The organism is Geopseudomonas aromaticivorans (assembly GCF_019097855.1).
Taxonomy (GTDB): Bacteria; Pseudomonadota; Gammaproteobacteria; order Pseudomonadales; family Pseudomonadaceae; genus Geopseudomonas; species Geopseudomonas aromaticivorans.
In genome coordinates, this window is sequence record NZ_JAHRGL010000002.1 from 22,107 (window position 1) to 35,062 (window position 12,956).

Annotated in this window: 9 protein-coding genes; 3 read left to right on the plus strand and 6 right to left on the minus strand. The window is 63.6% G+C overall.

The genetic code is table 11. The features are described from left to right. The first annotated feature begins 332 nt into the window (after positions 1-332). Positions 333-2,630 carry a hypothetical protein gene (locus tag KRX52_RS02190; RefSeq protein WP_217679518.1) on the plus strand — a complete coding sequence of 766 codons (2,298 nt, stop codon included), beginning with the start codon at positions 333-335 and terminating at the stop codon, positions 2,628-2,630. 101 nt (positions 2,631-2,731) lie between these two features. Here the strand turns inward: KRX52_RS02190 and KRX52_RS02195 are convergent, their stop codons facing one another. Both KRX52_RS02195 and KRX52_RS02200 read right to left on the minus strand, forming a co-directional pair. Continuing rightward, positions 2,732-5,005: an Ig-like domain-containing protein gene (locus tag KRX52_RS02195; protein ID WP_217679519.1), complete on the minus strand. Its 2,274-nt coding sequence runs from the start codon at positions 5,003-5,005 to the stop codon at positions 2,732-2,734. A 1,087-nt stretch (positions 5,006-6,092) separates the two neighbouring features. Further along, positions 6,093-7,454 (minus strand): sigma-54 dependent transcriptional regulator, encoded by a 1,362-nt coding sequence (locus KRX52_RS02200; RefSeq protein ID WP_254797336.1) that lies wholly within the window; start codon positions 7,452-7,454, stop codon positions 6,093-6,095. Between the two features lie 197 nt (positions 7,455-7,651). Here KRX52_RS02200 and KRX52_RS02205 point away from each other — a divergent pair, with 197 nt between their 5' ends. Beyond that, positions 7,652-9,493 carry an ExeA family protein gene (locus KRX52_RS02205; protein WP_217679521.1) on the plus strand — a complete coding sequence of 614 codons (1,842 nt, stop codon included), beginning with the start codon at positions 7,652-7,654 and terminating at the stop codon, positions 9,491-9,493. A gap of 4 nt (positions 9,494-9,497) precedes the next feature. After that, on the plus strand, positions 9,498-10,316 hold the full coding sequence (locus tag KRX52_RS02210; protein ID WP_217679522.1) for a general secretion pathway protein GspB: 819 nt from the start codon (positions 9,498-9,500) through the stop codon (positions 10,314-10,316). Between the two features lie 63 nt (positions 10,317-10,379). Here KRX52_RS02210 and queD read toward each other — a convergent pair whose 3' ends face one another. The 4 genes from queD to KRX52_RS02230 form a co-directional block, all read right to left on the minus strand. After that, complete coding sequence (gene queD / locus KRX52_RS02215; RefSeq protein ID WP_217679659.1) at positions 10,380-10,736, minus strand: 6-carboxytetrahydropterin synthase QueD; 357 nt, start codon at positions 10,734-10,736, stop codon at positions 10,380-10,382. A gap of 85 nt (positions 10,737-10,821) precedes the next feature. Further along, positions 10,822-11,529 (minus strand): c-type cytochrome, encoded by a 708-nt coding sequence (locus KRX52_RS02220; RefSeq protein ID WP_217679523.1) that lies wholly within the window; start codon positions 11,527-11,529, stop codon positions 10,822-10,824. A gap of 10 nt (positions 11,530-11,539) precedes the next feature. Continuing rightward, complete coding sequence (locus KRX52_RS02225; RefSeq protein ID WP_437439681.1) at positions 11,540-12,625, minus strand: copper resistance protein B; 1,086 nt, start codon at positions 12,623-12,625, stop codon at positions 11,540-11,542. Then, entirely contained in the window at positions 12,609-12,956 is a 348-nt protein-coding gene (locus tag KRX52_RS02230) for a hypothetical protein (RefSeq protein WP_217679524.1), read from the minus strand. Before KRX52_RS02230 ends, KRX52_RS02225 begins: the two co-directional genes overlap by 17 nt.

A 12,956-nucleotide genomic window follows, 5' to 3' on the forward strand; every position in this document is an offset into this window, starting at 1 on the left:
TTTACAGTTTCCTCCAAGATTCCTTCCTCGTGGCATGCCATTCATCGAACATTAAAATTAAATTCTTTTAAAAACAGTGACTTATCGTCTTGGCACGAGACTTGATATATCTGACCCCGAGGAGAGCGAGCCGTCCTCCGGAAAAGTGGGCCAGACCGTTGCAGGTATTGTTAGAAGAAAAAGGTCGCGACCCGTCATAACCGCACCGATCCACAGCCATCCGGGCGTCATCCGGGCCAGTGCCCGATGCCGACAGGGTCACCGTTCAAGATGAGCGGGGCTGAAAGCACCAGCCCTCCGCGGGATTCGGAGCCTGGTGGGGGAGTAGCGATATGCGTAGTCCATTCTTCAAGAAGCTGCCGAGTTGTCTGCTCGGCGCTGTGATTGCGGCCGGCATGGCCACATCGGTGACGGTGAGAGCCGTCGATGGCAACCCGCCCGGGTTGTTCGAACTGGACGGGAACACCATCAGCGAGGGAAAGCCAGGTGATGACTGGCAAGGGCTTTATGCCAATGGGAGCAATACGGGTGCCAACTCGTTTGCCTTCACTGGGATCGTGCAGGACATAGCGACTGCTGACGTGAAAGACAGAGTCTATTTCCAGGGCGGATCGAAGGACATCTATGACGTCGACCAGTGGAAATACCAAGGCGGCTCCACGCCGGACAAGAACGACATCACCGACGCCTATGCGGCGGCCTACAATGTTCCGGCCGACGTGTGTAAGAACGCCCTCGGTAATCCGGTGCTGTGCAGCGATGCCACCGCGGTCGGCGCCCCGGTACACAAGCAAGGTGACATGATCATCTATTTCGGCCTGGAGCGCTTTGCCAACGACGGCGATGCCTTTGCCGGTTTCTGGTTCTTCCAGGGCGAGGTAGGTCAAACTGAGCCAAATAATCAGGGGACCGGCGATTTCACCGGCAACCATGTGGCGATGAGGCTCAATCCTGATTGGCAACAAGGCGACCCAATTGCAGAAAAGTATCTGCCGGGTGACATGTTCGTAACCATCGCCTATCCGCAGGGTGCCAACGCGCAGCCCGTCGTCAAGGTTTACCAATGGGACCCGAATGACGTCGACGCTGACAAGAACTGGGATCCGGACGAGTCGACGAATCCGCCAAAGAACCTGCAAGGCCCGCTGGATCTGGTGATCAAGCAAACCAATGCCCGCTGCGGTGATAACAGCGTTCCCCTGGACGGCATTATCGAAAGCAAACTGGCCTGCGCCATCACCAACGCGGCCACCCTGACGAACGAACCGGCATGGGACTACACGGCTAAGACGGGTAACCCCGCCGATATCCCCCCCGAGAGCTTCTTCGAGGGCGGCATCAACGTGACCCGGCTGCTGGGCAGCACGCCGTGCTTCGCCAGCTTCCTGGCCGAGACCCGGTCGTCCGCCTCGCAGAGCGCTCAGCTCAAGGACTACGTGTTTGGATCGTTCCCGGTCTGCGGCGTCGAGGTCACCAAGAGCTGCGACGCCAACCTCAATGGGACAGGCAGCGGGGTCGACGTGACCTTCTCCGGCACCGTGGAAAACACCGGAGGATCGACGCTCTGGGCCTATGTGAAGGACGACCAAACCGGCTCCGCTATCGCCGAGGTCTGCGTCGATACCGGTGCTGCGGGATGTCAGGATGATGATCAGGTCGCCGGACTGGTGCTGGCGGCTGACGGTAGTGCCACCTTCCCGCTGACTTCGCATATGACGGTACGCTACGAGGGCAGCTACAGCGTTAGCGGCTTGCCATCCACGGCGCTGAGCGACGAGGTGACCGCCCTGGGCTTCCAGGACGAAGAGGACGTGGGTACGCCAGCTCTGGCCATCGTGACTGACAGCGCCGCTGCGGAGTGCAGCTTCAACGTCAGCCCCAGCCTGACCGTGACGAAGAATTGCACCGTGGCCTTCATCAACGGCAACAGTGCGACGGTGACCATCTCCGGTACGGTGACCAACACCGGTGATGTGCCGCTGAGCAATGTGGCCCTGAGCGACAGCGACTACGGCGCGTTGACCTTCCCGACCACTTTGGCCAAGGGAGCGTCGCAAGGCTACTCCAAGGAAGTGACGGGTGTGCCGATTGGCGACCTGGCAGCGACCACTTCCAGTCCGGACGCCAATGGCGTAGTCACGGTCACCCTGAACCATGGCGATACGGTGACTGTCTCGGGCGATGTGTTGGCCAGCGATGGCACAACGGTGCTGGATGATGCCGATGCTACGCAGAGCGCCACTTGCAGCGATACCTTCACCCGCGGCATCGATATCCAGAAGGATTGCGATGAAGTGGTGCTGGTTCCGGAGAACGGCAAGCTGGTGGTGAAAACCAAGGTCACTGTCACCGTGAGCAATACCGGTGAGGAGAACCTGACGGTGACCTCGCTGACAGATAACCCGGCTGTCACCTTCGACAAGGCAACTCCGTTTGCCCTGCCGGCGGGAGGACAAGCTGAGGTGATCAACGGCTACTACTATCCGACTTCGCCCACCGAGATCGGTGGCCCGCTCACCAACCTGAGCTTCCCGGATACCGCGACCGTGAATGCCACCGGTGTCTACAGTGGTGGCAGCTCCACGGATAACGACGGGGCCGACTGCCCGCTGTGCCCGATCCCGGACTGAGGTGAAACCGAGAGTCTGAAACAACCAGTCGAGCAGTAACGCAAAAGGCGATGGGGTTGATCCCCATCGCCTTTTTTATCGTACTGCCGGAACGGGTTGACTCAGCGATTGCCCTTGCCGCCCGTGCTGGCGCTACCCGTGCTCTGCAGGCTCAGGTAGACGGTGGCGCTGGCGGTATTCTGTCCGTCGCTGATCGTGTAGCTGAACTGGTCGGTGCTCTTGAAGCCTTTGGCCGGAGAGTAGGTCAGGGTGCCGTCGCTGTTCAGCTTGACCGTGCCCTTGCTGCCCTGGGTGAAGGTCGCGATGCTCAGACTGGCGCCTTCCGGGTCGCTGTCGTTGGCCAGTACGGCGATGGTCGCCGGGGCGATGCTCGCCAGGCTGACCTGGTCATCCACTGCCAGCGGGGCGCTGTTGGCGGTACTGGCCTCGACCACATAGGTCAGGGTGGCGCTGCTGGCCGGGGCCTGGCTGGTGTTGACGCTGATGTCGTAGTACGCAGCGGCGGCATTGCCGGCGGAGGTTACCGAGAGGCTGGTGCTGGTAGTCTGGCCAGGGGCCAGGCTCAGGCTGGCGCTGGCGAACCGGTTGCTCCAGCCGCTTGGCTGGCTGGCCTGCAGGTTGAAGCTGCGACCGGTACAGGCACCGCTGTCGTTGTTGGTCAGTTGCACCTGATAGGTGAGGGTCTGTCCGGCGCTGCCCCACTGGGTGACCGGCGCGCCGACCTGCACGCTCGGAGCGTTCTGCACGCAACTGGCGCTGCCGCTGAACTGCACGTCGACCTGGGCCTTCTGCGCATCCACCCAGGTGGTGGACAGGGTGACGCCGGCACCGCTGTCGCTGAACGCGTGCCCCTGCTCCAGGGCCGGATCCTGCCAGTCGCTCGTTGAGGTGCTGGCGGAGTTCGGCGTCATGTCCATCAGCTCGCTGTAGGTGTTGCTGCCGCCACGGTGCACGACCACGCCATTGGTGACGTTGGCGACGTTAACCGTACTGCCGTCGAGCAACTGGGCTTCGAAGCCGACCGGCTGGTGGAAGCCCACGTAGTACCAATTGGTCGGGTCATCGGGTTTGCTCACCTTGAGTACGCGCGCGCCGCTGCCGGCCAGGTCGGCGTAGGGCAGCAGGTCGAAACGTCCGGAACTGCTGACGTTGACGATCTCGCTGTTCTTCAGCCAGCCCAGGCGCTCCTTGTTGAAGGGGTTGTAGTGGCCTTCGCTGCCGTTGTTCTTGCCGAGCACATCGAGGGTATCGCCATAGACGACGCTCGAGCAGCTGCTGCCCAGGCTGCTGGTGCCGCACTCGAGAGCGCGGGCATGGTCGAGGCCGAGGTTGTGGCCAAACTCGTGGGCCAGATTGTGCAGGTCGAACTGGTTGTTGATATAGGTGTCGGTCGGCTTGCCGCCCACCGAGCCGGAGCCGACATAGCCGCAGGCGTTCTTCGGAAATACGTAGATCAGGCGGTCGTAGTCGCTCAGGGTATGGCCGCTCTGTGCAGCGGCAGTCTGGGCCTGCAGCTTCAGGCTGTAGGAGTCGCAGACGGTGCTGCTCAGGGCAATGGTGTACCAGCCGGCGACGCTGCCGGTGAGCCAGGTGCGCCCAGCCGAGTTTTCGCGGATATAGGCATCCAGATTATCGAACATGCCCTTGGCCTGGGTCGGGGTCCAGGGCTGGGCGGTGTTGTCGCTGAAGTTGACCAGGAGCATCAGCGTCTTCTGCTCGCCCAGGCTGTATTGCACGTCCGGGGTCACGCTGGCATCCAGGGTGGTGCTGGTGCCTGCGTTGTCCAGCCACACCAGACTGCTGTCGCCATCCTCCAGGGCGACCACGCCGTTGTGGTCGGTCGTCGGCTGGTCGAACAGCACGCCATCCAGACGCACCTGCTGGCCGTTGCCATGGCGGGGTGCGTCCTTGGCGAAGTTCAGTTCAAAGCGCTCGCCGAAGGGGGTGTTAAGGAAATGGCGCAGGCGGTGGCCGCCGTCGGCATAGTCCTCGTAGTTCACCTCCAGAGTGCCTTCCACCTGCAGCGGGCGCTCCACTTGGGCCAGCACCTCGCGGGCCAGACTGTTCTGCACGCGCTCGGGCAGGCTGGCACGCAAGGCGGCGGCCGGGTCGCGCTCGGCCAGTTCGGCGAGCAGACTCTGCCGGCGGGCGGCCTGCTGCTGGAGTTGCTGCAGCAGTTGCGGGCGTTCGGCGCTGGCGGCGTGGTCCAGGCGTTTTTGCAGTTGCAGCAGTTGTTCGGTCAGGGCTGCGGCCTGCTGACGCTCGGGTATCTCGGCGGCGACGGCTTGGTGGGCCGGCAGGAGGCACAGGCCGGCAAACAGCAGGCGCAGGGCCAGGGGCGTGCGGCGCAGGGCCGACGCGACGTAATGAAGCATGAAGTCCTCGCAAGGGGTAAAGCTGAGCCCCCCTCCACGGCAGCCGGACGTACGTATGCCCGCCCGGTGAGTTGGCCGTGGGAGTGGGAGAGGAGCTTTTGGCGTTACGGCAGGTCGGCGATATCGGTCGCCGGCTGCTGCGAATGCCCGCAGATGGTGCTGTCGCACGGTGGAGCGGCCAGCCTGCGGAGTTTTCCTTAATCTGCCGACGGATACAGCGGCAGTGATGATCCTGTTTCATGACCGAAAGGGACTGTTCAGTTTCTGAACGCCCTGTAACGGGGGCGAGAACTTAGCACGGTGACTGTCTGTTTTTTATACAGTTCAGTCATAAGCGCGGGAGCGAATCGTGGTTGCGCCGACTTTAATGGCTGGAAGGCGCGGGCTAGGGCGGTTGTGCCAAGCGGAGCAGGGTGAAGGCGATTTGATGTCAAGCGACCGGCGGCGATGCCAGGCGCGGCCGCAGGCCTCGTATCTGGAGGGGTTTGAGCGGGTAGGGGGGAAGGGCGCCGGGTCTATATCAGGCGTGGCACAGGAAAAGACGACTTTGCCGGACTTGGCCGCTTGCTGGGTCCGATAAATCGGGTTGTTTTAAAATTAATTGAATAAAATCAGTTGGTTAGTGAGTTTGCGTCACTGACGAACGGTCGGCTGGAGGCAAAGTGGACCGCTCATCGCAATCCGACAAAGGGAAGGACGTGACGCCGGTCGGCGGTCAAGACTTGTGGTTGGGATCGTCGGTTTCGTCCCACAGCCGGATGGGGGGCTGGCAGGTCGAGTGGATGTGCCCCAGACGACGGGATTTGCGGTGCTGGTGGCACCAGACAAGGAAGGGCGCTTCGCTGAACAAGGGAAAAGCGGTCGGGCCGGATTCCGGCTCGGGGTTGGAGGGCGTCCCCCTGTCGGGGGGCGACATGACGCTATACAGGTCTGGGTCTGGGGCGGGCTCGAGCATGACTGCTTCTCCAGTACGTATGAAGAGGCAGCAAATACCAAGCCAATTAACTATATGCCTGAAAGCCAAGGGGTTTTGTCCGGCCCTCCAGCGCAGCGGAGGGCCGAATGTTCCATCTGCCTTACAGAAACCTCAACGGATGCCGTATTTGTCCATCATGCGGTACAGCGTCACCCGCGATACCCCCAGCAGTTTGGCGGCGTTGGAGACGTTGTTCATGCTGTGACTGAGGCAACTGCGCACTGCCAGTGCTTCGGCATGGGCTCGTGCCTCCTCCAGCGGCATCGGGGCGTCCAGGGCGTCGGCTTCGGTCAGACCGAGGTCCTTGGGGGTGATCATGCGGTTCTCGCTCATCACCAGGGCACGGCGAATGCAGTTGATCAGTTCGCGAACATTGCCCGGCCAGCTGTAATGCAGCATGGCGGCCACCGCCTGGCGGGTGAAGCCACGGCTGCTGCTGCCGTATTCCTTGCCGAACTTGTGCAGGAAGTAGCGGGCCAGCAGTTCGATGTCGGTGCCGCGGTCGGCCAGACGTGGCACGTCGATGCTGAGAACGTTCAGCCGGTAATACAGGTCCTCGCGGAAGCGCCCTTCGGCCACCGCCTGTTCGAGGTTGACGTGGGTGGCGGCGATGACCCGGGCATTGACGGTAATGCTCTGGTTGCCGCCGAGCCGCTCGATGGTCCTCTGTTCGAGGAAGCGCAGCAGGTACACCTGCATCTGATGCGGCAGGTCGCCGATCTCGTCGAGGAAGATGGTGCCGTTCTGCGCCGCCTCGATGCGGCCGATCTTGCGCTTGTAGGCGCCGGTGAAGGAGCCCTTCTCGTAGCCGAACAGTTCGGCGTGGATCAGGGTTTCCGGCAGGGCGCCGCAGTTCACCGCGACGAAGGGGCCCTCGCTGTGCTGAGAGCGCTGGTGGATGGCGCGGGCTATCAGCTCCTTGCCAACCCCGGTCTCGCCGCGGATCAGTACGGGCGCATCGACCCCGGCCACTCGACGGATCTGCTCGAAGATGGCGAGGAAGTGCTTGCTGCCGCCGACCATCTGGAATTCCTCGACCGGCATCAGCGTGGCGTGTTCCAGATCGCGCAGCCGCGACATGCCGTCCAGATGGCCGAGTGCGTAACGCAGGTGGATATGGTTGTCGCCCAGCGGCAGCGAGAAGTAGTCGTAGAAGTGCTCGTAGATCAGCTGGCGGAAGTCCTGGCACTCCAGGTCGCTGGGGCGTACGAAGGCGACCCAGGCGAGGTGTTCATTGGCACCGAGCAGCGTCTCGATGCGCTCGTGGCGTTCCTCCATGTTGCCGGTCAGCAGGGCGATGCCTACCCGGTAGGGGTGAAGCTTCAACATGGACTGGGCATTTTCGACCGAGGTCGCGCGGTCGAAAGCCCAGTCGCTCAATTGCAGCGTGTCGTGGACAGTCTCGTCTTGGCTGAGGTCGAGCAACAATGCGCGGCGTGTGACTTCTGGGATCGGGGGGGTGACAGAGGCCATTGTGGAAAACCTGAAGGCGGGGTTTTACTGCTTCTCCATACCGGTACTGCGCCTTTGTAAAAATTTAGGGCAGAGTCACAAAAAAATCTGTTCGTCCGACGAAAGGAGTGGCAACCGGCCATTACATCCGCAGCAGGATGTACGGCGCTGGAAACCGCTGCCTGGGCTTCTATAGTCATCAGAGGTTGCGAGGTTTGATGACTATGTACAAAAAATACTTTGGTCTGTCCGAACTGCCATTCACCATCGCGCCCGATCCCCGCTACCTCTACCTGAGCGCCGAGCACCGTGAAGCGCTCGCCAGCCTGCTGTACGGGATCAATTGCAACGGTGGCTTTGTCCTTTTGACTGGGGAAATAGGGACTGGAAAAACAACGGTTTGCCGTTGTCTGCTGGAGCAGATTCCCGATTCGGCGGAAATCGCTTTCATCCTCAACCCCAAATACAGTATCAGCGAGTTGCTGGAGGCGATCTGCGATGAATTGAAGATTCGCTATGATCGCAGCGAAAACCGAATAAAAGGCTATATAGACGCTTTGAATGGCCACCTGCTCGAGAGTCATGCGCGGGGCGTCAATACCGTGCTGATCATCGATGAGGCGCAGAATCTCAGTCTGGATGCGCTGGAGCAGATTCGTCTGCTGACCAATCTGGAAACCAGCAGCGAAAAGTTATTGCAAATAATTCTGATCGGTCAGCCCGAGTTGTTGGAGCAATTGTCCAGACAGCAGCTACGCCAGCTCAATCAGCGCATCACCGCCCGTTATCACCTGCACGCGCTGAACCCGTCGGAGTTGCGCGAATACGTCAGCCATCGCCTGGCCGTCAGTGGCTGCGAGGCGCCGTTGTTCACTCCCGGAGCTTTGCGCACGCTGCACCGTCTGACCCACGGTGTACCGCGTATGGTCAACATCATCTGCGACCGCGCCTTGCTCGGCGCTTACGTCGAGCGTCGCCGCCAGGTGGACAGCGGCGTACTGCGCCGTGCGGCCGCTGAAGTGCTGGGTCGGGGGAGCGAGACTTCAGGCGGAGTAAAGGGTTGGCTGCGCCGCTGGATGACCTGGCCGACCGCGGCCGTGCTGCTACTGGCATTGGGTTGGTGGCTGCCGGGGGCGGCCGGTGACGGCTGGTGGCCACGGTTGCAGGCCATGCTGGCCTCTGCGCCAACACCGACCAACACCCTGATTCCGGCGGCAGAGGCCAAACCGCCGGTGGCCGAGGCTGTGCAGAGCAAGGAAGCGCCGAGTGCCGAACCTTCGGCGGCAGCCGTTCCTGCGCCGGCCCCCCAGCAGCCTGCCGAGACGGTGACGCCGGAGGGGGTGGTAGAGCCCATCGATCCCGAGCCGCTGCCGGTCGATATCGCCGCGCAGCCGCAGGTCAGCGCTGCCCCGCGGGTGTCCTCGCCCGGCGACTGGCAATGGCCGGAAGGCACCGACCTGGGCGCCACTGCGGTGCTGGCCTATCGCGCACTGTTTCGCAGCTGGGGGCTCAGCTACGATCCTCAGGCTGCGCCGCAGTTGTGCAGTTTCGCCCGTGCACACAACCTGTCCTGCCTGTCGCAGCCGGGAGGGGTTAACGAACTGCTGCAATACAACCTGCCGGCGGTGCTCGACCTGTTCAATGCCCGCGGCCAAGGCTTCCAGGCTGCGCTGATCGGCATCGATCGCAGCAAGGAGCTGGCTCATGTGGAGATCGCAGGCGAGCAGCGCTGGGTGGCTCTGAGCGAGCTGCGCACCTGGATGAGCGGGGCGCGACTGCTGCTCTGGCGCATGCCCCCGGGCTACAACGCGCCGTTGCGACCGGAGGAGCGGGGGCCGCTGGTGCCCTGGCTGGAGAACAACCTGGCGCGCCTGCAGGGCAAGCCGATGCCCGCCGCCACCCGCCAGCGCTATGACGAACCGCTGCAGCTGCAGGTTCTGGCCTTCCAGCACCAGAACAGCCTGCAGGCCGATGGCGTAGTCGGCCCGCAGACCATCATCCAGCTGAGCGCCCTGACCGAGTCGGGCATTCCGCTGCTGAGCAGTACGGCTCGGGAGTAAGCCGATGTCCTACATCCTCGATGCCCTCAAGAATTCCCAGGACAGTCGCAGCCGCGGCGCGGTGCCTGACCTGGCCAGCCAGATGGCTGCGACCCACCACGGGGCGAGCCGCAGCGAGCGGATCTGGCGGCTGGTTGCGCTGGCGACGGTGCTGCTTCTACTGGCGCTGCTGGCTGTGCTGGGCTGGCAGCGCTGGCTTGTCCCGGCGCCCAGCGATTCAGCGATGCTGCCGCCGGTGGTTGCAGGAGGGGCCGACGGCAAGACTTCTGCTGCACCGGTTACTGCGCCTGCCGCTGCACTGCCCCCCACTCAGCCGGCACCTGAGGTGCCTGTCGCCGAAGCGGAGGGGCCGGGGCTGGCAGCGTTGCAGCAACTGGCCGGCGTGCGCGTCAATGTCGACGAGCCGAAGACCGTGCCGCCGCCAGTGCCCGTTGCCGCCCCGACGGGGCCAGCGCCGATAGTGCAGAAGCTTGAACTGCCGATGGAGCGCCCGCCGGTTGCCGCGGGCACCGCCAAGTCGCAGCCCTTTGTGCCGGTGGTGTCGATGCCCCAGACACCGCCTTCGCTGGGGCCGCAGGTCGCCGAGTACGGTGAAGTCGAGCACTGGAAGCAGTTGCCGGCGCAGGTCCAGCAACAGTTGCGCGATATGCCATTCAACGTGCACATCTACGCCAGCGATCCAAAGCTGCGCTTCGTCAAGAGCGGCGGCCGCACTCTGCGCGAGGGCGACGAGATCAATGGCGAATTGCGGGTGCTGCACATTACCCGCGACGGTGTGATCGTCGGCTACAAGGGGGCCAAGTACTGGATGCGCCTGAGTTGATCCACGGGTGTGGACGTTGGCGCTGAAGCGAGCCGGACCGGGCGTCCGGCTCGCGGAGGGAAATCAGTCGCCGCGGTATTCGCAGCCGCTGGTGCAGGTCTCGTGCACGCGCACCCGCGACAGTTCCGGCAGCAGCGGCTTGAGCTGCTGCCAGATCCATTTCGACAGGTTCTCGCTGGTGGGGTTTTCCAGGCCGGGAATGTCGTTCAGGTAGTAGTGATCCAGGTGGTCGTAGATCGGCTTGAAGATCGCCTTGATCTCGCTGAAGTCGCGAATCCAGCCGGTATAGGGATCGACTTCGCCCTCGATGTAGATCGCCACGCGGAACGAATGACCATGCAGACGCCCGCACTTGTGGCCCTGTGGTACATGGGGCAGGAGATGGGCGGCTTCGAAGGTGAATTCCTTGAACAGTTCCACGGCAATGGTACTCACGGGCTGGAAAAAAACCGCGACAGTCTAGCAGCTTTGCTCCACCGACGGGCGTGGGGCAGGGTTGGCCCCGTCAGTGGTGCACATGCTCCTTGCCATCGGCATGCAGGTGGATCTTCTGCTCCGGGGCTGCCGGTGCGGTGGCGACTTCCTGGTCGTGGTCATCGCCGTGGTGGGACGCCGCCGGTGGCTGTGGGCTTGGCGCCGCTCCGGGGTGGCCGTGCTGGCGGCTGTGGTCGTGCATCTGCGTTTCCCCGCCACCGTGGGAGTGGCCGTCGCTGCTTGCCACCAGCGCGCGGTACTGCGCGGCGTCCAGGTTCGGCAGCTGCTGCAGGAAGGCGACCATGCCCCAGATGTGCTGGTCGCCCATGCTCTTGCCCCACGCCGGCATGCCGGTGGCCTTGATGCCGTGCTTGATGATCCAGAAGGCTGTGGCCGGGCTGCCATTGATGCCGAGTTGCGCCAGCTTCGGTGGCGCCGGGTAGAGGTTGCGGCTCAGCTCGGTGTCGGCCATGCCAGGCGCCAGGTGGCAGCCGATGCACATGGAGTGGTAGTTGCCGGCGCCGCGGCGGATCAGTTCGGGATCGCTGAGATCGGGCACCGGGATGTCGGCGGCGCGCACGGCGATCGAGCGCTCGCGGGTGGCGCGCAGCAGGGCATGCACGCTGTCCAAGTGGGGGTCATCGGCGCCCACGTTGATCAGGCCCGACCAGATGACGCCGGCACCGACCACAGTGGCCGCAAGGCTGGCCAGGGTCAGGGTTTTTATCGTTCTTTTCATGGGGGCGGTCTCAGAACCAGAGGCGGATACCGGCGACCAGGCGGGCTTCGCTGACGTCTTCGCCGTCCTCGCGCAGCAGGTCGGCAGTATTGCCGTAGGCGTGTGTCCAGTTCACCCCGATGTAGGGCGCGAATTCGCGGCGGATCTCGTAGCGCAGGCGCAGGCCCAGCTGGGCGTCGCTGAAGCCCGAGCCGACGCCGCGCTCGTCGTCATTGCGCCCGTACAGGTTGGCTTCGGCGACCGGCTGCAGAATCAGCCGGTTGGTCAGCAGGATGTCGTACTCGGCATTCAGGCGCGCGGCGCTCTGCCCACCTTCGCCGAGGAAGGCGGTGGCCTCGGTCTCCAGTCCGTACAACGGCATGCCCTGCACGCCGAAGGCGGCCCAGGTCTGCGGCGAGCCGGGCTTGAAGTCCTGGCGCACGCCGGCCACGGTCTCCCACCAGGGGCCGATGGCGTGGCTCCACAGCAGCTGCAGCTCGGCTTCCTCGGTGTGGCCGTCGAGGCGTTCGCCTTCAGAGCGGAAGGCCAGACGATCGATGTTGCCGCCGACCCAGCCACTGAAGTCCCAGGCCAGCGCACTGCCCTCGTCGGCGTCCTGCCATTCCAGACGGTCGGCAAGGAACAGGTAGTTGATCCCGCCCTGGTGCATCGCATGCGGCGGCAGATCGGGGAAGGCGGCGGCGCGGTCGGCGTCGGTAATGGGCGGCACCGGCGCGCCTTGGTAGGAGGCGGCCGGGTGATGGGCCTGATGGTCCGCTTCTGGGATTGCCTGGGGCTGGGCCTGCATGTCCATGTGCTGCTGATGCATCTGCATCATCTGCTCGTGACTCATGCTGCCGTGGTCCATCTGGCCATGATCCATCTGGCCGTGGTCCATCATCGGCATGTCCTGGCTCGCCGCAGCCGCAGCCGGCGCGCTTGCCGCGGGTTGAGGGTGGTGCGCGCTGTGCTCGTCGGCCGGAGTGGGCTCGGGGGCCTGAGCGGCCTCCCGGTGCCCGGCATGGCTCGAGTGATCCTCCGGCGCCGCCGCCTGGGCGGCGGCGACCATGCCCAGGCTCAGGGCCAGGGCGCAGAAGTGCTTAGTAGCGGTCGTCATTGCTGTGGCCTTTTCCTTTTCCCTTGGCCGGCGGGGTGCTGCCGTGGTTCATCCGGCCGTCGCCCATGTTGCCGTGGTCCACCTGGCCCTGGTTGCGGTGCATCTGCTGCATGGCCCGGTCGTGATCCGTGTTGTTGTGGAAGGTACCGCTCGCCGAGCGCTGATCGTCGCCCCGCTGGCCGTGATTCATCATGTCGCCATGCTGCATTCTCGGCTCGGCGCGATTGTCGCCCTTGTCCTTGGCCAGTGCCTGCGGCAGCTGCAGGGTGGCGAACAAGCCGAGGGCGAGGGTGCTGGCGATCAGGGCGTTGCGCTTGAGCTGGATGGTCAT